The sequence below is a fragment of the Paenibacillus dakarensis genome, from assembly GCF_001373415.1.
Taxonomy (GTDB): Bacteria; Bacillota; Bacilli; order Paenibacillales; family Paenibacillaceae; genus Paenibacillus_AQ; species Paenibacillus_AQ dakarensis.
In genome coordinates, this window is record NZ_CDSE01000033.1 from 1 (window position 1) to 26,677 (window position 26,677).

Genomic DNA, 26,677 nt, shown 5'->3' on the forward strand with positions numbered 1-26,677 from the left:
TTTTATATCATATCACACTCAATTTCATTTTGCAAGAGTTTTTTTAAGAAGTTTTTATTGTTTCACTTCATCAAAACTCTCACGCCCAGCCTCTCAAACTATCATATCGCGACTGGATTTATAATATACCACGCATTGAAAATAATATGCAACAAACAAAATATTCCATTAAAACTAAGTTAACGAGACAAAGCAAGACAGGTTATTCGCCTGTCTTGCTTAATACTTAAAACATAACTTTCCCTTGTCATTACCCTTTTATCCATGGGTTGCTGCGTATAGGCTTCCGAGTCCGTCCAGAGGTCTTCTTGGTCATGGATTTCGACTTGGCTTTGGTTCGCTCTTCACGAGATACTTTTACTTCCGGCTTCTTATTAACCGCTGGATCTTCCTTCAAAGACAGTTCTTTTGTCAGTCCTGAATCTGCATCTGCGTTATTGTAGGCCGTTCCTCCCTCGTCCTGACGCCCATGACATCCACAATCCTTTTGGGGATGTTTTTCATTTCCCGGTTGTTTTTCATTCTCTCCATGCCACGGGTAAGGGGAATTCATCTCCTCATAACTAGAAGTCATCGGATAGTGCCCATAGCCACTTTGGTGTGGTTGGTGATGTGTATAGTCGTGTTGAAAGTGGTGCGGATAAGGATGAGAATAGTGCTGCGAATGATAATACGGATTCATCGTACCCCAACTTAAATTTGGGTCTGATACTTGTTCATTTGGTGACATATCATCTTTAATGCCGTGGCAACCGCAAGAAGGCTTCATTGACATATGTTCCATTCCCATGCCGGGTGGATTAAGATTGAAATTATAGTGCTGTTCCATTGGCGATGTATATGGATGCTGAGTATTGGAGGCAACTCCTGCTGTATATGGTTCCATGATATTCATCTGAGAATACTCTGTAGTCATGGGCTGTTCTGTAATCCCTGGATAATATGATGTAGGGGCGCCCCATCCTGACAGGTTATCGTTCTCACCTGGGTGCATCTGCTGAGTTCCATGCCAATCATGCGCTTTCCCTGCATGCTCTTTACACCCGCAAGGAGATTCAGGAAACATAGTCTGTGGAACAACCGGAAACATAAACTCAGGCGGACAATAACCAAATGGCTGAATCATATGATGTTCAGGACACTTTGGTAAAGGAGGACATAGCTCATGTACGGGTTTATAATGCATCTCTTTGCAATCTGGTTTCTCGAAATGTTTAGATTCAAAGATTGGTTCAGCAGGGGGCAACTTTGGCATCTTCGGCATTTCTGGCATTACAACTAACTCAGGCATAATTGTAATTTCCTTCTTTACCGTGATTTCAGGAGCAATCGTAATTTCCGGTACAATCTTAACCTCAGGCTTCGGTTCATTCTCTGGCATCATTGGGATATTGGGCATCATTGGGATATTAGGCATGTTTGGAATGTTGGGCAAAACTTGCATGTTAGGCGCCGGAGTTACCACTTCCTCCATAGGAACATTCATTTTTTGTGTTGGAGCCATGATTTCTTCTTTAGGCGCCATGATTTCCTCTTTCGGAGCGGTCATTTCTTCTTTAGGCGCCGTGATTTCCTCTTTCGGAGCAGTTACTTCTTCCTTAGGTCCTGTGTACGTTTTACTTCCTGGTACTGTCTTTTGAGCCTTATGTCCCCCGGTGTGATGCCCAGTTTCCGTGTGGGTAAACGTCCCTGCAGCAGGTATGTTCACAATCTCGCCTACAAGCAGTGCATTAGGGTTCTTAAGCTGTGGATTCGCGTCAATAATCTCTTTCAGAGAAACACCCCAAGCCTTTGAGAGCTTCCAAAGAGAATCCCCCTGCTTTACAGCATGCATATGAATGATGGGCTGACTCCCCCCCGGCACCGAAACAGGTTCTGTTGGAATTTTCACCTTTGCGCCGATGTCTAGTTTATTGGGGTCTACCAATTGAGGATTCGCATCCACAATCTTTACTAAAGGGACTCCATATTTTTTAGACAGTTCATATAGGGAGTCGCCTTTCTTGACGATGTGTATTTTCACGCCGTTAAAACCTCCTACACTCTATTAGGCGACTTAAAGCAATTCGCCCACATTCGTTAATACATCCTATGCAGCAGATGGGCGATTGACATCCCTTATGACAAAAAAAATCCTTTCATAACGATGAAAGGATTGGGATAATTTTAAGCCGGCGTATACCGTACTTGCTTGATTATTTTAGGGTTCCCATACTTATGCCCGTCTTTATCAAAGATGTTCCAGAATACATCTAACAGTCAAAGCTTAATCGGACCGGCTGATTTTTAACACGGCGACGGCGTAAAAACCCCGTTTTTGATAATAAAAATGGTATCCCTGAGCCTTGAGTTACTCAGCCATTCTGAACTAGACCTCAGATTTTTCAGTCTCATACACGAAGCCTGGATAGGAACCAAGCAGGCGAACCTGGCATCCCAGAGCTTCCACCTCGGCTATCGCTGCCGTTAATAGTACAGAGTCTGCCGAATCAAGAACATCAATATAGAAGTAATAGTTACCCAGCTTCTTTTTCGTAGGACGGGACTCAATACGCGACAAGTTCAAGCGTCTCCAAGCGAATGTTGAAAGCACCTGATGAAGAGCACCTGGTACATCTTCAGGCAATGTAACCAAAATACTTGTCTTTACCAGTGCGGGTGAACGCGGAATCTCAATCGGTTCACGTCCGATCAGAACGAATCTTGTGTAGTTATTATCATGATCTGTAATCTTTTCCGCCATAATATCCAGTCCGTGTGTAGAAGATCCTAACGTTGTACCAATAGCTGCCCAGCCTTTGCCTGGATTCTCTTTAACGATCTTCACGCCTTCAGAGGTGCTGCCCACAGCTTCCAGCTCAGCCTCCGGAGCAAATCGGGATAGAAATTGCCTGCACTGTGCGCTAGCAACTGGATGTGAATATATTTTTTTGATTTTCTTGAAATCAACGCTTCCATCATCAGCCTTAAACTCCGAAGCATCACCAATCAGGTGTTGAATAGAAGGATATACCCATTCCACCTGTATTGGAATATCAACCTCATTAACCAGCCAATCCATATGAAGGCTAACTGAGCCCTCAATTGTATTTTCGATAGGTATCACACTATAGTCGCTTTTCCCTTCTACAGTCGACATGAAAACATCAGATATCAGTTTATGATAAACGAGTTCAACAGGCTCGCCATTGAGTAAATACAGAATCGCTTCATGAGAAACCGATCCCGAGGGCAGCAATGCTATACGTTTCATGTAATAACTTCCCCTCTAATCATATCCATAAATGAAGTGCCCTGTAATGAATCCAGCACTTGTACCCCTTTAAGATCTGGTTCGAGCATTAAACATGATGCAGAGATTCCTTCATTTCTCATCGTTTCGATTAGATAGGTCTGTAACGCTTCAATACGCTCGTCCCCGCGCTCAATCAAAGCAATTAATGTAGGTCCTGCCCCGCTTAATGCCACACCCAGTGCACCTCGATTCGGGGCTTCATCCAAAATTCTAGCCATTCCCGGCACTAGCCCTGCACGGTAAGGTTGATGAATCCGGTCTCGCATGGCTGCTCCGATTAAATCCAGGCGTCCGGATGCTAAAGCAGCAGTCATTAAAGAGGATCGACTGATGTTGTAAACCGCATCTGAGAGAGAGAGTTGCTTAGGCAATACATCTCTTGCCTTGCTGGTGGATAACTGAAAATCAGGAATCACAACTAAGGTTTGCATGTCAGCTGGCGGTTCAATCCGTACATAATCCGCATGGCTTCCATCCCAGGCAGCGGCAATAATCCCGCCAAATAAAGATGCCCCTACATTGTCTGGATGCTTCTCCAGGTTCGTAGCCATATCAAATAATTTAGAAGGCGGCAAGGGAGAGCCGATCAATGCGTTAGCTGCCGCTAATGCTCCTACAATTGCCGAGGCACTGCTGCCTAATCCGCGAGTCAGCGGAATTTCAGAATACATAGAGATTGAAAGCTCCGGTACAGAAATGCCAGCCTCTTCAAAAACCATCTGTGCAACCTGATAAATTAGATTACTTTTATCCTCAGGTACTCCCTTCATTTCATCGCCGAACAGCTGAAAGGAAGTTCGATCCTCCTCTTTCATTTCGATCCACGCATAAAGAGACAGTGCCATACCTAGGGTGTCAAATCCCGGACCAAGGTTAGCCGTACTGGCGGGAACCCTGATCCGGACACTCTCGGACAAACTCATACGCGAGCAGCTCCTTCAAGCTTTGCAATGGCATCCATAACTGCTGATTCCGTATCGGAAACAACAAGCGGCTCAGAATTGACTGTCTTGATTGCAATATTAGGATCCTTCAGACCATGGCCTGTAAGAACGCAAACAACGCTTTCTCCGCCTTTGAAATACCCTTCGCGTTTCATTTTATATACACCAGCGATCGAAGCTGCAGAACCAGGTTCCGCAAAAATTCCCTCCCGAGAAGCTATTGCCTGATATGCCGCGAGAATTTCCTCATCCGTCACATAATTAATCTGCCCGCCAGATTCATTCGCTGCGGCAACCGCTGTTTTCCAGCTTGCCGGATTACCGATACGAATGGCCGTAGCCACCGTTTCCGGATTCGGAATGGGTTCGCCTTTCACAATTGCCATAGCGCCTTCTGCTTCAAATCCCAACATTTTTGGGAGTGAAGAGGCTTTTCCGGCAGCGTGGTATTCCTTGAACCCTTTCCAGTAAGCCGAGATGTTACCGGCGTTACCAACCGGAATAGCCAGAACATCAGGAGCCTTGCCAAGCTGGTCCACCACTTCAAATGCGGCCGTCTTTTGACCTTCAATCCGATAAGGATTTACAGAGTTAACCAGAGTAATCGGATGTTTAGCTGTAATTTCACGGACAATCTCGAGCGCTCTGTCAAAGTTGCCGTCAATCGCAATAACCTTAGCCCCATAAATCATGGCTTGTGCCAGCTTGCCAAGCGCGATATTGTTGTTCGGGATAATGACAATACAATTTAAGCCGCCGCGTGCAGCATATGCAGCAGCCGCAGCTGAGGTGTTGCCTGTAGAAGCACACATAATGGACCGGCTGCCTTCTTCCATAGCTTTAGCAACGGCCATAACCATTCCGCGGTCTTTAAATGAACCGGTCGGGTTCAAACCTTCAAATTTAAAATAGAGATCTATTCCTAGCTCCTTGGACAAGTTTTCAGCCCGGATGAGAGGCGTATTCCCCTCTTTTAACGTTAACAGCGGCGTATTCTCATTAACTGGCAAAAATTCTTTATACGTCTGAATCAAACCTTCATATGACATCTCTCTTCTTCTCCTCTTCTTCAAATCATATTTATATATCAGCCGTTGAAATAACTCCCGCTAGTCACTTAACCTTCAACACGGTATACACTCTTGATACGGCGAATCGCTTCCAGACTTTCAAAATGACTCAGAACTTTATCCATACTAGCTTTGCTGGCGTTATGTGTAACGATAATGATTTCTGCATCCGGATTTTGATCATTAGGCTGCTGAACCACAGATTCAAGGCTTACGCCGTACTCCGCGAATACCTGTGTAATTTGCGCAAGCACACCCGCTTTATCAGCAACATGGAGCAGGATAAAGTTCTTATAATTGATCTGCTCATCGCTCTTCAGCTTCTTGGCCTTATAAGGCACAATAGCTTTCAAACCATTCACGCCAAGCTTCAGATTCTTGATAACCGCGACCAAATCAGCTACAACCGAGGTTGCTGTTGGCAGTTCACCTGCACCAGGGCCATAGAACATCGTCTCACCCACGGCTTCTCCATAAACATAGACTGCATTGAATACCCCATTTACTGAAGCAATCGGATGACTTGTGCGGACCATCGTCGGCTGGACACTGATGCTGACCTGCTCATCTTCACGATCTGCAATACCGAGCAGCTTCATTTCGTAACCCAGACGCTTCGCGTAAAGGATATCTTCCTTGGATACTTGAGAGATACCCTTCACACTTACGTCTTTCAGCTCAACATTCGTACGGAACCCCAGTGTACCTAGAATAGCCATTTTACGAGCAGCATCCAAGCCTTCCACATCAGACGTTGGATCAGCTTCGGCATACCCAAGCTGCTGGGCTTCGGCCAGAACATCCTCGTAGGAAGCACCCTCCTGGCTCATTTTCGTCAAAATAAAGTTCGTAGTCCCGTTCACGATACCCATGATTTTCATGATGCGATCTGAGGAGAAGCCTTCAATTAATGTTCGAATAATTGGAATGCCGCCCGCCACACTTGCCTCATAGAATACATCACACTGCTTCTCCTGTGCCTTCGCCAATATCTCTGCGCCATGGAGTGCCATCAGATCTTTATTCGCCGTCACAATGTGCTTGCCCCGATCTAAAGCTTCCAGGATATATTCCTTCGTCTGTTCAATTCCGCCCATAACCTCTACAACAACATCAATTTCCGGATCGCGGATGACATCCAAGGGGTTATCTGTCAATTTCGCATTATCTACCGCTACACTCCGCTCTTTCTCGGTATTCTTGACTGCGATTTTTTCTATGATAATAGGGGATCCCACTTGGCTGCTCAAATCCTCCTGATGACCCTCAACGATTCTAACAACACCAGTGCCTACTGTTCCCAAACCTAGCAATCCAACTTTAATCGGCTTCATGAATAACTTCTCCTCCTGAGTTTCCAAGTGTTCTTGTATTCTATATCGGAATTTTATCCTTGACCTATCATTTGGACTCTTCTTACACCAATCGCCTTTCTGAGACCATGGAGCAAGTCATCCAGTTCTTCATTCAAATGAGATACTTCCACCGAGATAACGACATTCGCAATCCCTTGAAGCGGAATACTCTGATGGATGGTCAGCACATTACCTCCTTGTCCGGCGACAAGACCGAGTACCTCGGATAACATGCCGGAACGATGTTCCATATCAATGGAAATCGTGACAATCTCATCCCGCTCCAACTGGTTAATCGGATGAATTCCGTCTTTATACTTATAAAATGCGCTCCGGCTCAGACCAACCTGTTCCACTGCTTCATGCACGGTCTTCACATCACCTGATGCGAGCAGTCTTTTCACCTGCATGGTCTTGACTACGGCTTCTGGTAAAATATCCTCACGGACTAGATAATACCGTTCTTTCACAAACGTCCTCTCCTCAAAGACTAGTGTTTTTGTATAGTGGACATTATACTGGATAAACCGTTCAAGGGCAATACATTTGCGCCCTTTTTCAAAAAATCATTTTGCTGTTCACGGATTCAACCGAAATCTACTAAGATTAATTGTATATGAAAACAGGTATGATTTGGATACGAAATAAAAAGAAAGCAAAAAAAAATCGCTTAAACTCCAATATCAGAGTTTAAGCGATATATATCTTAGTAGTAACTGCTGCCTTCAATAAATTCAAATTCAAAATCCCCGATGCGTACAAGGGTGCCTTCCTTCGCACCACGACGGCGAAGCTCCTCATCCACTCCCATATGCCGCAGTGTACGGGCAAGCTTTAATATCGCATCATGCGAGTTCATCTGCATCCGCTTCAGCATACGTTCAATGCGATCGCTGTGCACGACATACATTTCATTTTCACGTGTAATGGTAAACGCATTGTCATCCTTCTTGTCGAACTTATACACTTTACGCTCTGCAACCTCTGCTACCTCTTCAATAGCAGGTTCTTCCGGAATTTCATCCAAAATAGCTGCTGCGCGGTATAAAAGTTCTTGGATACCTTGGCGTGTTAGTGAAGAAATCGGCATGATTTCGAGATCAGGACGCACTTCCTTAACTTGTTCTCTGAATGCTTCCAAGTTTTCTTCCGAATCAGGCATGTCCATTTTGTTCGCTGCAACAATTTGCGGGCGTTCAGCCAATAACGGATTATATAACCGGATTTCTTCATTAATTTTCTGCCAATCCTCGAATGGATCTCTGCCTTCCGAGCCAGCCATATCAACCACGTGTATAATAACACGCGTCCGTTCCACATGCCGAAGGAACTCATGTCCGAGTCCGACACCTTCATGTGCTCCTTCAATCAAGCCGGGCAGGTCTGCCATGACAAAGCTTCTTCCATCGCCAACCTCAACCATACCCAGATTAGGAGTGATCGTAGTGAAATGATACGCACCAATCTTGGGCTGTGCTGCTGATACTACGGATAGCAATGTGGATTTTCCGACACTCGGAAATCCAACCAATCCCACATCCGCCATTACTTTAAGTTCCATTACGACATAGCGTTCTTGTCCTTCTTCACCATTCTCTGCGAGTTCTGGAGCCGGATTATTCGGAGTTGCAAAACGAATATTTCCTCGTCCACCCCGTCCTCCTCGAGCAACAACCACTTGTTGGCCGTGCCTTGTTAAGTCTGCAATCGTTTCTCCGGTATCATCATCTCTAAGCACAGTGCCTGGAGGAATGCGTACAATCATATTCTCAGCATTTGCACCATGCTGGCTTTTATTGCGGCCTTTTTCTCCCCGTTTGGCTTTGAAATGCCGCTGGTAACGGAAGTCCATCAAGGTCCGAAGGCCTTCATCAACGCGGAAGATTACATCTCCGCCCTTACCTCCATCTCCGCCTGCTGGACCACCCTCAGGTACATACTTCTCTCGCCGAAACGCAATCAGGCCGTCGCCACCGTCTCCGCCCTTGACATATATCTTCGCTTTATCTACAAACATGGACTCACCTTCCTCATATCACATACGGTATACACAGTCGATACGTCGTACTACTTGTATGGATCTGTTCCACACGCATCTCTTTATCTTGCACTGAAAGTTCGATCTGCTGCCTTAGTGTGTCTAAATCACCAAAGGAACCTTCCCCATCAAATTCGGCAACTAATTCTTGATCCTGCTCCATAAACGTTAAGGTCAACAGTCGCTCCTCTTCCCATGTGGAAGTTCCACTCTGTTGAAATACCTGTATAATTCGCATAATGGATTGAGTAAAATCTTCTTCTGTATTGGGCAATAGCTTCCCTTCCAGTTGAACTTGATCCACAACGTCTACATCCAACTGCAGTCCGGTGTTTAAAGTACGGTAGGATTGTAAATAGAATACCAGAGACGGAATGCCCAGCTTCGAGATTTTACTATCCTGCAGCATATGTTCCTTTATTCTTTCCACACATTGCACTGATTTATCAAGCTTTCCGAGTTGAATATAGCCGTATAATATCTGAAGCTCATTCATCCAATCGTGACGGTGGTGGTTCAATGTCTGAATAGCGCGCTGCTCCAGACTTCGCTGGTTGATCTTCCTCATCCGGGATTCCCTATGCCAGACATACCAAGCAGCGAGAGGTGATGCTACTGCAGACCAGATTGTCAGAAATATTCCGGCTGCATATGTAGGATGCCATAACATCCAAGCTGCAGGCAGCACAGATGATGAACCAATACCAGCCGCTATCCATTTCCAGGCATTCATCTTTTCTCCCCGTTCCACAACAATTGGTTACGCTCATCAAAACACAGTATACCATAGTCTTTATTAGGGATTCATCTTCTTCAATAAAAAAAAGAAGTTCCGGCAAAGTTGCCGGAACTCCTCATCTGTAAGCTTTATTAGAAACGACTTACGCTTCTACTGCAGCCGCTACAGGAGCGATATCAACCGGGTAGACGCTCACTTTCTTGCGATCGCGACCCCAACGTTCGAATTTCACAACGCCTTCGACTTTCGCAAACAAAGTATCGTCTTTACCGATGCCTACGTTTGTGCCTGGGTGAATTTTCGTTCCGCGTTGGCGAACCAAGATGCTGCCACCAGAAACAACTTGACCATCTGCACGCTTCACGCCCAAACGCTTGGAGCGGCTGTCACGTCCGTTCTTTGTGGAACCTACACCTTTTTTCGATGCGAATAACTGAAGATCCAATTTCAACATGTTGTCTACCTCCTTCTTTTAATAGTGTGTTCTTGTATTTGAATATACTCACGGTATGAATCTGCAATTCCTTGCAACATAACAACCATTGATTCGAGAAGAAGCTGCACCTGACCTGATACGAGCTCGTCTTTCACCGGCGGAACAATTCCGCTGAGAAATCCACCCTTCATCTTGGTCTCCATACTGATACCGGTTAACGACTCAATAGAGTTCACCGTACCAACTGTCACACTGGATACTCCAGCACAAACGATATCTTGGCCGTGGGCAGCATAACCTGCATGTCCCTTGACTTCAAAACCATGGATTAGGCCGTCTTCCTTGCGAGAGATCTGTACAGTAATCAATTACCGCACCTTCTTACGCTTGGATTTTCTCGATCGTTACTTTTGTGTAAGGTTGACGATGACCTTGCTTTTTATGGTAGTTTTTCTTCGGCTTGTATTTGTATACAACGACCTTTTGGCCTTTACCGTGTTTTTCTACCTTTGCAGTTACGGATGCACCAGAAACAACTGGTGTACCTGCTACCAGACCGTCCTCTTTGGAAACAGCCAGTACACGGTCGAAAGTCACGCTCTCGCCGTCACCTGCATTCAGCTTCTCAATAAACAATACGTCGCCCTCTTGAACTTTGTATTGTTTACCACCTGTTTCGATAATAGCGTACATTTGCTTGCACCTCCTCATGTCTCAGACTCGCCTAATTCAGGTGTCCGTTCATTAAATGACCGTCCTTGTATACCCGATCGGAGCGGTTACAGCATGTGAAGCAATTGCTCACTTGACACATACCTGAAGATTGTAGCATAAAGCCTATCCATTCGTCAATAACTCTTCTCTATTTTACACCTTTCCGGTCCCGCCGCAGACCGTGCAGGTTTTGGAATACGGAGTAAAGGAGCTGTCACGAGCTTTTTTACGAGTCATCTCAAGTAGTCCAAGCTTTGTCCACCCTACTACAAAACTTTTTGTACGGTCTTTACGGATACCCTCTTCCATAGCAGCAACAACCTCTTGTCGATGCTCTTCCTCCTCCATATCGATGAAATCCACAATGATCATTCCGCCAATATCCCGGAGACGGATAATTCGGGCGATCTCACGGGCAGCGTAAAGATTGGTCTGTGTGACTGTATCTTCTAAATTATCCCCGCCTGTAAACCTTGCTGTATTAACGTCGATAACTGTAAGGGCCTCTGTCTGGTCTATTACAATCGTTCCGCCGCCAGGCAGTGAAATTTGGCGCGAAAAGCCCTTTTTTAATTGTTCCTCGATCTCATAAACCTGGAAAATATGATTATTGCCCTCGTAATATTTAACTTTAGGCTCAATTCCGGGCACCATATCGATTAGATAACGTTCTGCTTCTTTAGCATCAAGCTCACGGTCAATGATCAGCTCATCATGGAGCGGATCGAAGGCATCCCTGATAAACCTCTGAAGAATCCCTAAATCCCGGTGCAAAAGAGATGGAGTATCGGATGCTATTGCCCGCTCACCAATTCGTTCCCATTCCATACGCAGCTGCTCCAGGTCACCCTTTATAAACTCAATCGGCTCATCTTCAGAAACCGTTCGCATGATAATACCTTCTTCACCGCTTCTTATCTGTTCACCAATTGTCTTGAGACGAATCCTCTCAGCTTCCCGCTGTATCTTCTTCGAGATAGCCACATAATCTGATCTTGGCATAAATACCATACATCTTCCCGGCAGGGAGTAATGAGTGGTGACCCTTGCCCCCTTGCCTCCGCGCGGTTCTTTCATCACCTGGACAATGAGTTCTTGTCCAACCTTCAGCAGTTCTGTAATAGAAGGCTTATTCTTGGGCTGCTTCTCCAGATGAGGATGTAAAACATCATCCACATATAGAAATGCGTTTTTTTTCAACCCGATATCCACAAACGCAGCCTGCATGCCTGGAAGCACATTGACTACTCTTCCTTTATAAAAACTGCCGACAACGCTTTGCTCCCGTCCGCGTTCAGCTGCATATTCAACAAGCCTGCCATCATCGACGAGGGCCATTTGTATAGTTTCCGGGTCACAGTGAACGATCAGTTGTTTCATGGCTTCACCTCTTTATGGAAGACTATTCTAATGTTCAATCATGAGTCAGCACAAACGGAATGTACCAACCATTTCTATGGAGTGGTCCGTCAGGCATACCAAGGCGGCCTGCTTGAAGCAAAGTAAGAGGATATTACATGCTGCTCCGGCACAACAGCCATTAAACTACCTTGGCGATTCATCACATAAATTAAATGATACTTCTCTCTTTTAAATAAACGCATAATATCATCCAAAGGTTTCGATGAATCAGCAACTATTGGTTGTGCCGTTCCCATTCCTTCCTGCTGGTGCTCTTGGATTTGGCTGCGATTGACCAAAAATCGTATAAAACGGTACTGTATATTCCGGTGGTCTTCATAATTAGAGTAAGCCAAAAAAAGTCCGATCATCAGTAAATTAAGCTTAACGCCTTCATTTGACAATATCGGAACTAGTCCATAACCAATCATAAGCAAACTGCATATCAAGCCTGCACGGGATGTCCATAACAGAGTTGCATGATAAGGAACAAACAGGCTGATCAAAGCCTGCAATACTTTTCCTCCATCTAGCGGCAATACAGGCAGCAGGTTAAAGAGCGCTATGATGAGATTCCCCTGAATAATATAGGATAAAAATGGCCCGTCCCCCCACCCGGCCGCCTGACACAGCAGCGCGATTCCAATCATAATTACATTTTGCAGCGGTCCAGCAAGTGCAATAATTATTTCACGAGCGGCATTCATCCGCCGATCATCTTCAATAACAGCTACGCCGCCAAATGGCAGCATCTGAATAGAGCGTACCTTAAACCCCATCGCTAAAGCTGCGCCTGCATGTCCTAATTCATGTATAAACACGATAGCAAATAGAGTAAGCAATTCAAAAAAGCGTCCGGTCATAACCGAAGCCAGCATAACGATGACAAAGAGAGGGTGCAGAGACAGTACGGTCCCTCTGAAGTTAATCAAATGATATCACTTCCATCGGGTCAACGCTTCGTTCTCCGTCTTTTAGCATAAAGTACAGGGCTGGCTGTTCTTCATTGGATGCAGCGAGCGGGAGCGTGCCCACAACATCTCCGCCTTCAACCCAATCATTTACTTTCAATGAGGTCCCAAAGAGACGGCCGTAAACGGCCGTTCTTGTACCTGTATGCTGAATCAACACCGTAACACTAGAATCAACCTGTTTCTTAATTTCAAGAACTCTGCCTGCTTCTACGCTTTTAACCTCATGAAGTTTCCGCGAAACTCCCTTAGGCGCTATTAGGATCCCTTTAAGGTCCACAGCAAAGGACTGCACGAGATGCCCTTTAATAGGGGGCACTAAAGAGGTTCCTGCATTTACCTTGGTCGTACTCTGTTCACTTTGGTCAAATATCGGAATGAAGGAAGGCGTTCCACCGAAATGCTCCTCGTACCACATTTGAGCAGCATGAAAATTCATTTCCCTGCTCAATCCATCTAAAATATATCCTTGAACACGCATAGCCCAAGGTTCATGAATAAAGAATAATCCCCAAACCGTACCAAACACAACTACACTCGCTGCTAAACGTCTTAATAAACCGGATACAAAGGTGAATTTTCGAGGGGGAAGCTCCGGCTCGGTGAAATGGTCATACCATCCGCGATGACCTTTTTTCCACATTTCCTCCGGATCCCGTTCCACATCTGAATTATCGGGACTAGAGTGGTGTAAAGAACTCTCATGAGCCACTGGTTTATGTACTGCAGAAGAAACAGGAAGGGAACGAAGGTTGGCCGGCTCTTCCTTGGCTTCAGGGTACCTTTCGTCTAATAGTTCTCGTATCCGAGCTTCTCTCCGGAGCTTAACAGAAGTTTTGATGTCCACATTGTTCTCCCCCTTGGGGCTTGTTTTATTCTATCTTATGTAGACATGAAAGATGTTTAGAACAAGCTCTGTAGGACTCGGTCTATGGGGCCGAGCAAATAAAAAAGCCGATGCACATCGCGCATCGGCTCGTTATAGTCATATAAAGGCTGTTATCCCATACCAAAAAATTTCTTGAATCGTGTGAACATTCCTTTTTTCTGATGAATCTGCATCAGTGGAACAGTATCTCCCAGTATACGGCGGGCAATATTCCGGTAAGCAATAGCTGCAGATGAGTCTGGATTCATCACCGTTGGTTCCCCCGAGTTCGCTGCCTTAATAACCATCTCATCATCCGGAACGATTCCGATCAGATCAATATTCAGCACTTGTAATACATCCTCGATTTCAAGCATATCCCCTGACTTAACCATGTTCGGACGAATACGGTTCACAACAAGCTTCGGAGATTCAACATGAGAGCTTTCCAGCAATCCAATAATACGATCCGCATCACGTACTGCGGCATTTTCCGGAGTCGTTACCACGATCGCTTTATCCGCGCCAGCAATGGCATTCTTAAATCCTTGCTCTATCCCTGCAGGACAATCGATAATAATGTATTCATATTCCTTCTTCAATTCCAGGACAATATCCTTCACCTGCTCAGGCGAAATGGCAAGCTTGTCCTTAGTTTGGGCTGCAGGCAGCATGTACAGCTCGTCAAAGCGTTTATCCTTGATAAGTGCCTGATTGAGACGGCAGCGCCCTTCCGCGACGTCACACAGGTCATAGATGATTCGGTTTTCCAAACCCATGACCACGTCGAGATTTCGAAGACCAATATCGGTGTCCACCAAACACACTTTTTTGCCCAACAGAGCCAGTGCCGTACCGATGTTCGCCGAAGTAGTCGTTTTCCCGACTCCGCCTTTACCTGATGTTATGACGATTGCCTCTCCCATATTCTACACCCCTTTAAACACATTAAAATCCCTGCCCAATCGGACGATGTTACTGATCTTGTCGATCTGCATACTTCCATCTTTCAAATATGCAAATTCCATGACCGTTTCACGTGTTTCCCATTCATCCGGAGGTCTGCTGATCATATCAGAAATACGGAGCTGAGTGGGAGCTAAGTACGAGGCAGCAATAATTGCATCCTCATCTCCCTCAACACCTGCATGTGCTGTTCCCCGGAGAGCACCCAGTACATATATATCTCCTGTTGCAGTAATGGTTCCTCCAGGATTCACATCACCCAAAAACAACAAATCTCCTGAATGATGAAGAACCTGACCGGATCGAACCGTCCCCGTCTTAACAACAGGGCCTTGAACTGTTTCACTCTCCGGTTCAAGCGGTGGAGATTCTACTGTACGAATCAGCAAATTCCCCTTCTGCTTCAATATATCAAGAATAGACTGCTTCTGTTCTTCCGAGATCCGTCTGGACCCCATCTTAACATCCACATGAATGATAGGCCCGGTCAGTATATTTTGGTGACTATGCTCAACTTTATAACGAAGCTCGCTAAGCAGCTCTTCTAGCTCACATTGATCATCGAGCAGGAATACCAGGCCATCTTTGATGCCCTTAATCGTTACATGATTGGATTTTACAGCCATATGCCTGTCCCTCCCGTCTTCATACATTTCGCGTTCGAACCTTCAAGTTCCTGCTAGCCTATATAAAATGTCGGTTAGACGGTCGGGTCAAGAAGCCTTGATTCTCTTAGGCTCTTTAGCAAGTATCTCAAGTTGCTTCCGAAGAGGTACATAAATAATCAAGGCAAAAGCAAAATGGATCAGAAGATTGGGAAGCATGTAATTCAGCAAGGCCCAGTTGTAGGAATCCGGGTTGACTCCGAACAACTTGTATATCCCAAAGACCATGCTGTCCAGCAGTAAGCTGCCCAATATGACCACTGTCATCATCACCGGCAATGGCGCACGCGGCGTCTTGAATAGAAGTCCCATTACATAAGCCGACACGCCCATGGCAAAAGAATAAGTACCTATCATTTCACCGTAATAGACAATATCATGAAGCATCCCAAACACAAGCCCAAGGACAAGACCCGTATGACGGTGGTGGTACATCGTCGCAAATAGAATCGCAACAAACATAAAATTAGGCGAGATCTTCTCCTGCCATGAGCTTGGGGTCAACCAGAAACCGATCGTTCCCTGCAAAATAAACACCAAAAACAGCAGCAGTATCAATACCTGTTTACGCTTCATCCCTTCGGCTCCTCAGGCGCGAATACGACAAGAAGTGTCTTCCAATCCTGAAAACTCGCCGCGGGTCTAATTGTCGCCGTCTTGGTCAGACCAAACTCCCCCGTCTCAACCTTATCCACTGTACCGATAATCATTCCCCGAGGAATCACGCCGCCGCTGCCCGAAGATATAATTAAATCACCTTTTTTGATAGGGTCGTCTTCCGGGATTCGCGTCATTTTCAGCATTCTCGTCTTCTTGTCGAAGCTTTCAATAATACCAAAGGTATCCTTATCTGACGCCGTAGCAGCGATCTGCTGACGCTTCGCGTCTTGTGGATCCAGCGTCGTTAGAAGCTTGACCGTGGAAGTGAAGTTGCCGACATGACTTATTACACCCACCATGCCATCCACAGAGGTAACCGACATATTCATTCGTACACCGTCATTAGCACCAAGATCGATGACCAGCGTATGATTGTTTGGATCCTGATTGACACTTAATACGTTAGCCGGCCGGTACTCATATTCATACCTCTCCATCTGAGCTTGTGTGAACTTAAGTGTATCCTTTAAGCCTTCATTTTCATTCTTAATCATATGGTACTCAGCACTCTCGCGAGCGTACTCTGCAACAGCCTTCTTCAGGCGTTCATTCTCTTCACGAACCTCTTTTAACTCGCCCACATCTTCAAAGAAGCCCGCTATGTAAGAAGCGGGCTTGTAGAACACACCTTGCACAAAACCTACAGTATCCCTAACAAACTTTTCGGGCCAGGTTAATCCGACTCTTGGGCCTAGCGTAAAACCCATCAGAATAATAAACGTTACCAGCCCGATCAGCATAATAAATAATCGTTTATTTCCAAGCAGTTTAAACAGTTTTCAACACCCTCTAACGTTACTGTTTTCTCTCCCACATACAGGGGTTGACACGCGACTGTCCAATCTACCGTTTCGAGCGAAGGGTAGAACTGCTGCGGGATTTAAACAAATGAATATTATCGAGCGCTTTACCTGTACCAATCGCTACACAATCCAGCGGATTCTCAGCTACAATAACAGGCATTCCAGTCTCTTCAGCAAGCAGTTTGTCCAGATTGCGCAGCAGAGCTCCGCCTCCTGTCAGCACAATACCGCGATCCATAATATCAGCAGCAAGCTCAGGCGGACATTTCTCAAGTGTTACTTTCACAGCATCAACAATCGCATTAATCGTATCTGCCAAAGCTTCACTAATTTCATCAGATGTAATTGTAATCGTCTTAGGCAGGCCTGTAACCAGGTCACGCCCACGGATTTCCATTGTTTCAACCGTTTCAAGCGGCATTGCAGATCCAACTTCCATCTTCAGCTGCTCAGAAGTACGTTCCCCGATCATAAGGTTATACTGGCGCTTAATGTAGGAAATGATGGAATCATCCATTTCATCACCGGCAACACGAACAGAACGGCTTGTCACGATACCTCCAAGTGAGATAACAGCAACCTCCGTTGTACCTCCGCCGATATCAACAACCATGCTGCCTGTTGGTTCCCATACAGGAAGATCTGCACCGATTGCAGCTGCAAAAGGCTCCTCAATCGTATAAGCCTCACGTGCACCGGCTTGCCTCGTCGCATCTTCTACAGCGCGCTGTTCAACGGCAGTAATGCCTGAAGGTACACATACCATCACGTTTGGATGACGCGGGAATATAGAACGTTGTTTCTGGGCCTGACGAATAAAATATTTGATCATCGTTGCTGTCGTATCAAAATCAGCAATAACCCCATCTTTCATCGGACGAATCGCACGAATATTACCAGGTGTACGTCCAATCATCTTTTTAGCGGATTCACCAACCGCCTCAATTGTTTTCGTATCAGTACGAAGAGCTACCACCGAAGGTTCTCTTACGACAATTCCTTTACCACGGACATAAACAAGTGTATTAGCCGTCCCCAAATCAATTCCTAAATCTTTCGTGAAACCACCTAACATGCTGCAATCTCCCTTTCTTTCTCAATCTGAACTATTATATTACATTAGGCCCCGTTCCTTCAAACTTACAAACGCCCCATCTCCAATGATTAAATGATCCAAGACCTCAATTCCAACAATATTCCCTGCCTCTACCAAACGCGAGGTTAAGGATATATCTTCGGGACTTGGTGTAGGATCGCCGCTGGGGTGGTTATGGGCACATACCAATGATGCACTGCTGCACTTGATTGCGGCTCGAAACACCTCGCGGGGATGAACAATGGAGGCGTTAAGGCTTCCCATAGAAAGCGTTTCTTGGGCTATGACATGATTTTTTGTGTTTAAAAACAGACAAACAAAATGCTCTTTCTGGAGATATCGCAGCTGTTCACTAAGCAGTTCTGCTGCATCACCCGGACTGCGGATGATCACTGGCTCCATATGTCTGGAGCCGGCGAGACGTCTTCCGAGCTCAATCCCCGCTTTCAGCTGCACTGCTTTGGCGGGTCCAATCCCTTTAATTTGCATTAACTCATCAATGCTTAGGTCTACAAGTTGACGAATGCTGCCCACCTGCTGCAATATCCTCTGCGCTATATGAACAGCAGATTCTTGACGGGTCCCTGTTCGCAGCAGAATCGCAAGCAGTTCAGCATGACTCAAGGCGCTCGCCCCATAAGCCATCATGCGCTCTCTTGGTCGTTCTTCATGGGGGATGTCGCGTAGCAATAATGCGGGCGACTCCATATGTTCCCCTCTTTTCCTGTATTTAAATCATAAATACGGACTAACGTAATTAACTTAACACGTGCATTCCCATCTCTGATAGCATGTCGCTAAGTAATGAAATCGGCAATCCAACAACATTGAAGTAATCACCCTCAATGCCCTCGATTATGGACGCTCCAAGTCCTTGTATAGCATAAGCTCCGGCTTTGTCGTTAGGCTCACCGCTTCGCACATAGGACATGACCTGATCCATGTTTAATGGCTTCATTCTTACAGACGTCATACGGTGACGTACAATTCGTTCCCCCGTTAGTGCATCTACACAAGCCACGCCTGTGAATACCTTATGGGTTCGCCCTTGAAGAGAAGATATCATTCTCACAGCATCGTTATCATCTACTGGTTTGCCTAGAATATCACTCTCAAGAACGACGATCGTATCACTTCCCACAATAATCGCATTGCTTCGTGAATCCGACATTTTTCGGTAAACTGCATCTGCTTTGCGCAGCGCAAGGTTCTCCACAATCATGCTCGGTCCCCAGCCAGCGGGAGTATCTTCATTAGCATCACTAGGCATAATTTCAAACGGTATCCGTAATGCTGCTATTAACTCTTGACGCCGCGGAGAAGTGGAAGCCAGTATAATATAACGCGAAGCCTTCTCATCCACCGGAAATGCTCTCCTTTGTTGTTAGAGCCTGCGATACAGCCAGACCGCTGTAATGATACCAATCAGACCCAGCAGGCAAAGTTTGAATTCAATATTAATGTCATAGTTAATGATGTCTAGGTTAGCTTGAGGCGACCACTCCAACATTTTGGAAGTGGTAAGAAAAGAAAGAGCTTTAACGGGCTGCAGTAAATTAGCAATCCATGTACCAGTAAGCCACCCTAGCAGTATAAATAAGATTAGCACTCCTGCGTTCTTCTTCATCGTCCTCTTCCCTCGCCATTTTTTGACACCCTAATTATTATACGGTGAATCGATAAGCAATACAAACAGAAATCCGGTTAGGGGAACTATTACCAGTTCACCTACCGGATTTCCTTGTTACTTAGCGGATTATTGACTGCAAACTTTCCACAAGCTTCCTCTGACCCATAATATACTTCATCATTCCTTCTTGTATTTCCCACAAATGCCCCTTGGATTGATTCTTGTTGTATTCTGTCAAAGCGGTGATGGAACTGCTCATTTCCTGACCCATTAATGACAAATTTCTCTCTGTCTCCGGACTCAGTCCGGAAGAAACCATTTTAACGGCTTCTGTCCACTGAAGATGAAGCCCTGTGATTGTATTTATCGTTTCAGCATCCACCGGCCCCGGACTCTCTAATCCTAATAAAGTGGCTGATAAGGAGCTTAATTTCGCAGTAAGCTCTCCACTCATCTCAAAGAAAATATCCAGTGCCGCCGCTTCCCCGGCAAACGCTGCGGATTGAGCACCTGGAAGGATCACTTCCCGAACATAAAGCTCTACACCTTCATTTTTAAGTTGATTGCTAAGCAGCTTAGCCTGCTCCCGATCTGGTGAAACACCTGCATATACCCGATTCTCAACCGTTGTATCACCAAAAGCCGCTATTCCGGATTGAACCAGTTCCCCCTTGGCCTGCTCTGCCCTCTCTGCTGTACTAAACACGCCATACTGCAGCATATAAAAGGTTTGCTCAGGGATTGCAACTGCTGCCGACGCATGAATTGCTGTTAAATCCTGAATATTAGTCAAGCCGTTTTCAGCTTCATAATTTGATGATGCAGAGCTTGTACTCCCGATTTCCTTAGCCGGGATACTGATTTCATTGCCTGTGTCCTCACCACTAAATATCGATAGTACAACGGTTCCGAACAAGATGCCTGTAATAACGGCGCCAGCAACAGATCCCGCTACCTTCCACACCGAAACAGGTTTTCTGGAACGGTAATAACCATAATCAAGAGAAACGTCCCCTTCTTCAGGTAAGGCTGCTGAATGATGATTATGATCAATCTCTGGGGGCATAACATCATTATTAAAATGATTCACCTCATCCCACCGTAAAAGGTCATCGTCCTGCTGTTCCATTCGCCGCCTTTCCTCCGCTAGACGTCCGCTGCTGCGCAGGTTTTCCCTGGGATTATTATGTGTTGACATGTGTTGCCTATCCAAGACTTCAACGGACTGCCTTACATGCAAATCGCCCATTTCCGATATTTCATTAGGAGATAACTGCAGGCATTCCGGCTCCTGCTCTATTATGCTTCCGCATTCCTGTCCAGTGGACGACTCATGATCGAATCTTATAGTCATGCGCGCTTTATTCATATCCTGCCCCCTCACTTGTCTCCTCATCTATAAATACCTATATGTTAGAGCCAAGTAAGTTATGAGCGGATAAGGACAACGAAACAGACAATGCCCGCAAATCCGGCTTTTTCAGGCTGGACTTGCGGGCATCACTAATACTGTTGTATAAAAATTTACTGATTTTCTTTCAGGAACTGGCTCAACGAAGATCCTACTTTCCATATATCTCCGGCACCCATTGTAAGCACAAGATCTCCCGGTCTTACTCGCTCTTTAAGATCTTCAAGTACCTCTTCCTTCGTAGGAAGATATCTTGCACCGGCATTGCTGTTCTCCACAATCAATTCAACCAATCTTGCTGAGCTTACACCTTCAATTTGCTTTTCACCAGCGGGGGAATAAATGTCCGTGATGATAACCTCGTCTGCATCCCCGAACGCACGGCTGAATGCATCAAGCAGGAAGAAGGTTCTCGAATAACGCTGCGGCTGAAAAATCGCAATGATTCGCTTTCCTGTCGCTTTCGCTGCACTGATTGTGGCTTCAATTTCAGTAGGATGGTGAGCATAATCGTCAATGACGAGAATATCATTAACTTCACCAAGTACTTGAAAGCGGCGTTTCGCACCATTGAACTTGAAGATCGCTTTTACGATGTCTTCAAATGGCACACCTGCTTTCATACAGGTTATTACGGTAGCCATTGCATTATAAACATTATGCTTACCTGGAACCGACAGTTCAACGGTTCCCAATATCTGCCCCTTGTGAGACATCGTAAAGGAAACATGACGGTCGCCAAGCACCAAATCACTTGCCATATAGTCTGACTCTGTATGAATACCGTATGTGGCAACTTCTTCAGGGTTCAACTCAGGCAATAAGGCTTGTATGTTCGAATCATCTCCACATACAACGGCTGTCCCATCTTCTCGAATCTGGCTTAAAAACTGTACATAAGCTGCCTTCAATTGATCAAAGTCGCCGCCGTAGTTCTCCAGATGATCAGCCTCAATGTTTAACACTACACCAAGCCATGGACGGTACTGAAGGAACGAACCATCGCTTTCATCCGCTTCAGCAACTACATATTCTCCTTGTCCTGCCTTCGCATTTGTACCTACATTCATGATTTCTCCACCGATAATGAAGGTCGGATCAACTCCGCACTCCTCCATTACAAGAGCAATCATGGAAGAGGTGGTTGTTTTGCCGTGCGCACCCGCTACAGCAACACCCTTGCCTTCATTCAACAATCTGGCGAGCATTTGAGCACGATGAAGTACCGGGATATTCTTCTTCTCAGCCGCTACCCTTTCCACATTGTCTCTGGACAATGCAGTGGAGTAAACAACGAGATCGGCTCCCTCTACCTGCTCTGCCGTATGGCCAATATATATCTTGGCGCCCTTAGCAGCCAGTTTTTCCGTCAATTCCTGAGATGCCACATCCGATCCTGTGACTTTATATCCCATTTCCAGCATAACTCTTGCAATGGCGCTCATACCATAGCCGCCTATTCCAATAAAATGAACATGTTCTGATGTATTCAACAGATATCACCAACCTTTTTCAGAATCGGAAAGGCCCAGGAGCTTGGAACGCACGTCAGCAATCAAGTATAACGTGCCTGATACAACCCCGAGATCCTCCGCTTCTGTCCGTGATTTCAACATTTCAAGTGCGTTTTTCCAGTCTTGCTCTATGATGATTTGCAGTGATTCTTTGGCGTATTTCTCCCTGATCTGCTCTACGATGTCTCCTAACGCCTTGGCGTCCATTTTTCTCCGGAAATCCGGTTCTGTCAGGATAAGTGTATCCACTATAGGCAGTATATGCTTCAAATACGGTTCATGATGCTTATTTGCCAGCATTCCCATCATTAAGTTTAGCTTACGGTACTTATAGATTTTCGGAAGGCTGTTCGCTAAGGATTCAGCACCTTCCGGGTTATGGGCTCCATCCAAAACGATACGAGGTGATGAGCTTACCAGTTCCAGTCTTCCAGCCCACTGTGTAGCATGAAATCCCTTTTTGATATTGTCGTCTTCGATAACAAAAGCCATGTAGTGACGAAGCACATCCAGACACATCATTGCACAAGCAGCATTCGCGCACTGATGATCACCCTGCAGCGTAATATCAAGATTCAAACTTCGGAAAGGACCCGAGAAATGAAAGGTCTGACCTTCTTCATCGCCTTCTATACGTTCAAAATAGAACTGCTCGCCCGCCAAATACAGCGTAGTACGATTACGTTCAGCCGTCTCCTTCAAGATCTTGATCGCTTCAGGCTGAGTTACTGTACTGACTACAGGCACACCGGGTTTGATAATTCCGGCCTTTTCAGCCGCAATCTCCGGAATTGTCTCTCCGAGTATATCCGTATGGTCCATGCCAATATTCGTAATGACCGAGATAACCGGATGCACGACATTCGTTACATCCATTCTTCCACCAAGACCTGTCTCCCAAACGACGACATCAGGGAAACACTTCTCTGCATAATATAAAATAGCCAGAGCCGTTGAAACCTCAAACATCGTTGGTGAGCCAAGTTCCGTGACTGCCATCTCCAAAACGAGCGGTTGCAGCTTATTGGCAAGTTCAAGCAGCACTTCCTCAGGAATGTCTTCCCCATTATATCGAAAACGATTCGTGAATTTCGTAATGTAAGGAGACGTAAAGGTTCCAACAGAATAACCGCTCTGTAATAAAACCTCTGTCAAAAAGGCACATGTCGAACCTTTTCCGTTGGTCCCTGCCACATGAATGAACTTCAGTCTTCTTTCCGGATTTCCAAGCTGTTCAAGCAATTTCTTAATGCGTTCCAGGCCTGGCCGAATCCCAAACGGAATCAACCCGTTAATCCACTCAACTGCTTCCTCATAGCTTTTCAGAGGGGCTAGCTCTACAGCAGCCCCATTATGGTTCCCCATACCTCTCACCTTCAGGTCAATATTTAGTTACCTTTAGCCTCTAAGCTCTTCAATGCGGGCAATGACTTTGCTCCGCTTTTCGGAGTAATCTGCCTGTTTTGCCCGTTCTTCTTCAATCACTTTGGCCGGAGCCTTGGAAACGAAGCCTTGATTGCTTAATTTCTTCTCAACGCGTTCAACCTCACTGGTTAAATGCTGAACTTCTTTTTCAAGACGGGCAATTTCTTGCTCAATATCAATCAATCCAGCCAGCGGGAGATACAGCTCCACACCAGTCACGATCGCTGTCATCGCTTTATCCGGTGCCTCCAGGCCAAGCCCGGATTGATATTCTGAAGTATTACAGAAACGACGGATATAATCAGCATTCCGTTCAACAATACCAAGTATGTTCTCATCGGCTGCACTGAGCATGAGCTCAATTTTTTTACTCATCGGTACATTTACTTCTGCCCGGATATTACGGACCGCACGAATGATGTCCATCAGCAGCTCCATTTCAGTCACAGCTTCTTTATTTTCCAGGGAAGCATCGTAGGTCGGCCAGGAAGAGAGCATAACCGTTTCGCCTTCATGCGGCAAGTGCTGCCATATCTCTTCCGATATGAATGGCATGAACGGATGGATCAACCGCATTGTACGGTCGAGCACATAAGATAGCACAGATTGAGTCTTTTTCTTGGCAGCTTGATCTTCGCCGTAAAGCGACAGCTTCGCAAACTCAATATACCAATCACACAAGTCATCCCAGATGAAATTATAGAGCAGTCGACCAGTTTCTCCAAATTCATAAGCATCAATTAGACGCGAGATATCACGTGAAGTTTCGTTTAAACGATGTAAAATCCAGCGATCCGCTGTCCCCAAATCTCCGCTAATGTCGATATCGCTATGTTTAAAGCCTTCAAGGTTCATTAATGCAAAGCGAGACGCATTCCATATTTTGTTAGCGAAATTCCGTGCTTGTTCCACTCGTTCCCAGCGGAAACGAAGGTCTTGCCCTGGCGTACTGCCAGTCGAAATCATATACCGCATCGCATCGGTACCATACTTCTCGATGACATCCAGAGGGTCAACCCCGTTGCCGAGCGACTTGGACATTTTTTTGCCATCCGCATCACGTACCAATCCATGCATAAGTACATCTTTAAACGGTTTCTCATCTGTAAACTCAAGTGCTGTAAATATCATACGAGCAACCCAGAAGTAAATGATGTCGTACCCAGTAACCAGGACATTAGTCGGATAATAACGCTTAAGGTCCTCTGTAGCTTCCGGCCATCCCAAAGTAGAGAACGGCCACAGTGCAGAACTAAACCAGGTATCAAGAACATCCTCATCCTGCTTTAAGCTCGTGCTTCCGCATTTAGAGCAGGCTGTCACATCATCATGAGCAACATGGACTTCACCGCATTCTTCACAGTACCAGGCCGGGATACGGTGTCCCCACCAAAGCTGGCGAGAAATACACCAGTCACGCACATTCTCAATCCATTGGAGGTATGTTCTCTCGAAGCGTTCAGGTACAAAGTTAACTCCTTCACCTGACTTTTGTGCCTCAATCGCTCTCTCTGCCAAAGGCTGCATTTTTACAAACCACTGCGTTGACAAATATGGCTCTACAACCGCGCCGCTGCGCTCACTATGGCCTACCTGATGAACATGGTCCTCAATATTAACAAGCACACCTGACTCTTTCAGATCCGCTACAATCTGTTTCCGGCACTCACTGCGATCCAGGCCCTCATACTTGCCTGCCTGGCTGTTCATCGTTCCGGTTTCATCCATTACCGTAATTTGAGGCAGGTCATGTCGCAGACCCATTTCAAAGTCATTTGGATCATGGGCAGGAGTAATTTTGACAGCGCCGCTCCCGAAATCTTTTTCGACATATTCATCCGCAATAATCGGAATCTCGCGGCCGATAATAGGCAAGATCAATGTTTTGCCGATCATATCCTTATATCTGTCATCTTCCGGATGAACGGCTACTGCGGTATCACCAAGCATCGTTTCCGGACGAGTCGTTGCAACCGTAATGCTGCCGCTTCCATCTTTCAGCGGATAGGTCAAATGATACAGATGCCCTTGGACTTCTTTATATTCAACCTCAATGTCAGATAATGCTGTACGTGCTGCAGGGTCCCAGTTAATAATTCGTTTCCCCCGGTAGATCAGCCCTTTGTCGTACAACTTCACAAATACCTCACGAACAGCCTTAGACAACCCTTCATCCAGTGTGAAACGCTCTCTGGAATAGTCGAGTGAAAGACCCATCTTAGACCATTGTTCACGAATGGTGTTTGCATACTGCTCTTTCCATTCCCACACTTTCTCCAGAAACTTTTCACGTCCTAAATCATAACGTGTAATTCCCTGCTCACGAAGCTTTTGCTCCACCTTCGTTTGCGTAGCGATCCCCGCATGGTCAGAACCTGGAAGCCAGAGTGCGTCATAACCCTGCATGCGCTTTACACGAATGAGTATATCCTGCAATGTAAAGTCAAGGGCATGGCCGATATGAAGCATACCGGTAACATTGGGCGGCGGAATAACAATGGTATAAGGCTCTGCATCCGGACGCTTACCGGCATTGAAATAACCGCCTTCCTTCCAATAGCTGTACCATTTCTGTTCCGCTGTTTTTGGATCATAAGTGGTCGGCATTTGCGCCGAGGTTTGATTTTCCTTTTGTTCCATAATCTCATACCTCCGTTACTTAGTCAGCATTTCCAT

General features: G+C 45.7%; 26 protein-coding genes. All 26 read right to left on the bottom strand.

Annotated elements, in window-relative coordinates; genetic code table 11:
• Positions 1–250: 250 nt before the first annotated feature.
• A complete protein-coding gene (locus BN1234_RS09165; RefSeq protein ID WP_054956363.1) occupies positions 251–2,023 on the bottom strand; it encodes a LysM peptidoglycan-binding domain-containing protein in 1,773 nt (590 codons plus the stop codon).
• 345 nt (positions 2,024–2,368) lie between these two features.
• The gene (pheA, locus tag BN1234_RS09170; protein WP_054956364.1) at positions 2,369–3,253 is read right to left on the bottom strand and encodes a prephenate dehydratase; all 885 of its coding nucleotides are present in this window, start codon (positions 3,251–3,253) and stop codon (positions 2,369–2,371) included.
• Positions 3,250–4,218, bottom strand: coding sequence for a homoserine kinase (gene thrB, locus BN1234_RS09175; RefSeq protein ID WP_054956365.1), 969 nt, complete (start codon positions 4,216–4,218; stop codon positions 3,250–3,252). Before thrB ends, pheA begins: the two co-directional genes overlap by 4 nt.
• Positions 4,215–5,288, bottom strand: a complete 1,074-nt coding sequence (gene thrC / locus BN1234_RS09180) for a threonine synthase (RefSeq protein ID WP_054956366.1) — start codon at positions 5,286–5,288, stop codon at positions 4,215–4,217. Before thrC ends, thrB begins: the two co-directional genes overlap by 4 nt.
• A 68-nt stretch (positions 5,289–5,356) precedes the next feature.
• Positions 5,357–6,643, bottom strand: coding sequence for a homoserine dehydrogenase (locus tag BN1234_RS09185; RefSeq protein ID WP_054956367.1), 1,287 nt, complete (start codon positions 6,641–6,643; stop codon positions 5,357–5,359).
• A 53-nt stretch (positions 6,644–6,696) separates the two neighbouring features.
• Positions 6,697–7,134: a transcriptional regulator ThrR gene (gene thrR, locus BN1234_RS09190; RefSeq protein WP_054956368.1), complete on the bottom strand. Its 438-nt coding sequence runs from the start codon at positions 7,132–7,134 to the stop codon at positions 6,697–6,699.
• Between the two features lie 236 nt (positions 7,135–7,370).
• Positions 7,371–8,681 (bottom strand): GTPase ObgE, encoded by a 1,311-nt coding sequence (obgE, locus tag BN1234_RS09195; RefSeq protein WP_054956369.1) that lies wholly within the window; start codon positions 8,679–8,681, stop codon positions 7,371–7,373.
• A 13-nt stretch (positions 8,682–8,694) separates the two neighbouring features.
• Complete coding sequence (locus tag BN1234_RS21855) at positions 8,695–9,435, bottom strand: Spo0B domain-containing protein (protein ID WP_082423149.1); 741 nt, start codon at positions 9,433–9,435, stop codon at positions 8,695–8,697.
• Positions 9,436–9,583: 148 nt separating this feature from the next.
• Positions 9,584–9,895, bottom strand: a complete 312-nt coding sequence (gene rpmA, locus BN1234_RS09205; protein ID WP_054956370.1) for a 50S ribosomal protein L27 — start codon at positions 9,893–9,895, stop codon at positions 9,584–9,586.
• A gap of 5 nt (positions 9,896–9,900) precedes the next feature.
• Positions 9,901–10,245 (bottom strand): ribosomal-processing cysteine protease Prp, encoded by a 345-nt coding sequence (locus BN1234_RS09210; RefSeq protein WP_054956371.1) that lies wholly within the window; start codon positions 10,243–10,245, stop codon positions 9,901–9,903.
• A gap of 13 nt (positions 10,246–10,258) precedes the next feature.
• Positions 10,259–10,570 carry a 50S ribosomal protein L21 gene (gene rplU / locus BN1234_RS09215; RefSeq protein ID WP_054956372.1) on the bottom strand — a complete coding sequence of 104 codons (312 nt, stop codon included), beginning with the start codon at positions 10,568–10,570 and terminating at the stop codon, positions 10,259–10,261.
• Between the two features lie 174 nt (positions 10,571–10,744).
• The gene (locus BN1234_RS09220) at positions 10,745–11,971 is read right to left on the bottom strand and encodes an Rne/Rng family ribonuclease (protein ID WP_054956373.1); all 1,227 of its coding nucleotides are present in this window, start codon (positions 11,969–11,971) and stop codon (positions 10,745–10,747) included.
• 89 nt (positions 11,972–12,060) lie between these two features.
• On the bottom strand, positions 12,061–12,924 hold the full coding sequence (locus BN1234_RS09225; protein WP_054956374.1) for a M50 family metallopeptidase: 864 nt from the start codon (positions 12,922–12,924) through the stop codon (positions 12,061–12,063).
• Complete coding sequence (locus tag BN1234_RS09230; RefSeq protein WP_054956375.1) at positions 12,917–13,810, bottom strand: M23 family metallopeptidase; 894 nt, start codon at positions 13,808–13,810, stop codon at positions 12,917–12,919. The genes BN1234_RS09225 and BN1234_RS09230 overlap by 8 nt, the downstream gene beginning before the upstream one ends.
• 152 nt (positions 13,811–13,962) lie before the next feature.
• Positions 13,963–14,757 (bottom strand): septum site-determining protein MinD, encoded by a 795-nt coding sequence (gene minD, locus BN1234_RS09235; protein ID WP_054956376.1) that lies wholly within the window; start codon positions 14,755–14,757, stop codon positions 13,963–13,965.
• A gap of 3 nt (positions 14,758–14,760) precedes the next feature.
• A complete protein-coding gene (minC, locus tag BN1234_RS09240; protein ID WP_054956377.1) occupies positions 14,761–15,423 on the bottom strand; it encodes a septum site-determining protein MinC in 663 nt (220 codons plus the stop codon).
• 87 nt (positions 15,424–15,510) lie between these two features.
• On the bottom strand, positions 15,511–16,038 hold the full coding sequence (gene mreD / locus BN1234_RS09245; protein ID WP_054956378.1) for a rod shape-determining protein MreD: 528 nt from the start codon (positions 16,036–16,038) through the stop codon (positions 15,511–15,513).
• Positions 16,035–16,862 carry a rod shape-determining protein MreC gene (gene mreC / locus BN1234_RS09250; protein WP_054956379.1) on the bottom strand — a complete coding sequence of 276 codons (828 nt, stop codon included), beginning with the start codon at positions 16,860–16,862 and terminating at the stop codon, positions 16,035–16,037. Before mreC ends, mreD begins: the two co-directional genes overlap by 4 nt.
• Before the next feature lie 103 nt (positions 16,863–16,965).
• Positions 16,966–18,000 (bottom strand): rod shape-determining protein, encoded by a 1,035-nt coding sequence (locus BN1234_RS09255; RefSeq protein ID WP_054956380.1) that lies wholly within the window; start codon positions 17,998–18,000, stop codon positions 16,966–16,968.
• A gap of 39 nt (positions 18,001–18,039) precedes the next feature.
• Positions 18,040–18,729: a RadC family protein gene (radC, locus tag BN1234_RS09260; protein WP_054956381.1), complete on the bottom strand. Its 690-nt coding sequence runs from the start codon at positions 18,727–18,729 to the stop codon at positions 18,040–18,042.
• Between the two features lie 49 nt (positions 18,730–18,778).
• A complete protein-coding gene (locus tag BN1234_RS09265) occupies positions 18,779–19,384 on the bottom strand; it encodes a Maf family protein (RefSeq protein ID WP_054956382.1) in 606 nt (201 codons plus the stop codon).
• A gap of 21 nt (positions 19,385–19,405) precedes the next feature.
• The gene (locus BN1234_RS09270) at positions 19,406–19,648 is read right to left on the bottom strand and encodes a DUF4321 domain-containing protein (RefSeq protein ID WP_054956383.1); all 243 of its coding nucleotides are present in this window, start codon (positions 19,646–19,648) and stop codon (positions 19,406–19,408) included.
• Positions 19,649–19,769: 121 nt separating this feature from the next.
• Positions 19,770–21,020: an SPOR domain-containing protein gene (locus BN1234_RS09275; protein WP_054956384.1), complete on the bottom strand. Its 1,251-nt coding sequence runs from the start codon at positions 21,018–21,020 to the stop codon at positions 19,770–19,772.
• Between the two features lie 155 nt (positions 21,021–21,175).
• Complete coding sequence (gene murC / locus BN1234_RS09280; RefSeq protein WP_054956385.1) at positions 21,176–22,555, bottom strand: UDP-N-acetylmuramate--L-alanine ligase; 1,380 nt, start codon at positions 22,553–22,555, stop codon at positions 21,176–21,178.
• A 6-nt stretch (positions 22,556–22,561) separates the two neighbouring features.
• Positions 22,562–23,941: a bifunctional folylpolyglutamate synthase/dihydrofolate synthase gene (locus BN1234_RS09285; protein ID WP_054956386.1), complete on the bottom strand. Its 1,380-nt coding sequence runs from the start codon at positions 23,939–23,941 to the stop codon at positions 22,562–22,564.
• A gap of 33 nt (positions 23,942–23,974) precedes the next feature.
• The gene (locus BN1234_RS09290; RefSeq protein WP_054956387.1) at positions 23,975–26,641 is read right to left on the bottom strand and encodes a valine--tRNA ligase; all 2,667 of its coding nucleotides are present in this window, start codon (positions 26,639–26,641) and stop codon (positions 23,975–23,977) included.
• Positions 26,642–26,677 lie beyond the last annotated feature (36 nt).

Coding starts and splice junctions, on each gene's coding strand:
- BN1234_RS09185 (WP_054956367.1), bottom strand. CDS start 6,643: ATGAAGCCGATTAAAGTTGGATTGCTAGGTTTGGGAACAGTAGGCACT.
- BN1234_RS09275 (WP_054956384.1), bottom strand. CDS start 21,020: ATGAATAAAGCGCGCATGACTATAAGATTCGATCATGAGTCGTCCACT.
- BN1234_RS09255 (WP_054956380.1), bottom strand. CDS start 18,000: ATGTTAGGTGGTTTCACGAAAGATTTAGGAATTGATTTGGGGACGGCT.
- thrB (WP_054956365.1), bottom strand. CDS start 4,218: ATGAGTTTGTCCGAGAGTGTCCGGATCAGGGTTCCCGCCAGTACGGCT.
- mreC (WP_054956379.1), bottom strand. CDS start 16,862: ATGCTGATCGGGCTGGTAACGTTTATTATTCTGATGGGTTTTACGCTA.
- rplU (WP_054956372.1), bottom strand. CDS start 10,570: ATGTACGCTATTATCGAAACAGGTGGTAAACAATACAAAGTTCAAGAG.
- minC (WP_054956377.1), bottom strand. CDS start 15,423: ATGGCTGTAAAATCCAATCATGTAACGATTAAGGGCATCAAAGATGGC.
- BN1234_RS09270 (WP_054956383.1), bottom strand. CDS start 19,648: ATGAAGAAGAACGCAGGAGTGCTAATCTTATTTATACTGCTAGGGTGG.
- mreD (WP_054956378.1), bottom strand. CDS start 16,038: ATGAAGCGTAAACAGGTATTGATACTGCTGCTGTTTTTGGTGTTTATT.
- BN1234_RS09290 (WP_054956387.1), bottom strand. CDS start 26,641: ATGGAACAAAAGGAAAATCAAACCTCGGCGCAAATGCCGACCACTTAT.
- radC (WP_054956381.1), bottom strand. CDS start 18,729: ATGGAGTCGCCCGCATTATTGCTACGCGACATCCCCCATGAAGAACGA.
- thrC (WP_054956366.1), bottom strand. CDS start 5,288: ATGTCATATGAAGGTTTGATTCAGACGTATAAAGAATTTTTGCCAGTT.
- minD (WP_054956376.1), bottom strand. CDS start 14,757: ATGGGAGAGGCAATCGTCATAACATCAGGTAAAGGCGGAGTCGGGAAA.
- obgE (WP_054956369.1), bottom strand. CDS start 8,681: ATGTTTGTAGATAAAGCGAAGATATATGTCAAGGGCGGAGACGGTGGC.
- rpmA (WP_054956370.1), bottom strand. CDS start 9,895: ATGTTGAAATTGGATCTTCAGTTATTCGCATCGAAAAAAGGTGTAGGT.
- BN1234_RS21855 (WP_082423149.1), bottom strand. CDS start 9,435: ATGAATGCCTGGAAATGGATAGCGGCTGGTATTGGTTCATCATCTGTG.
- pheA (WP_054956364.1), bottom strand. CDS start 3,253: ATGAAACGTATAGCATTGCTGCCCTCGGGATCGGTTTCTCATGAAGCG.
- BN1234_RS09285 (WP_054956386.1), bottom strand. CDS start 23,941: ATGGGGAACCATAATGGGGCTGCTGTAGAGCTAGCCCCTCTGAAAAGC.
- BN1234_RS09220 (WP_054956373.1), bottom strand. CDS start 11,971: ATGAAACAACTGATCGTTCACTGTGACCCGGAAACTATACAAATGGCC.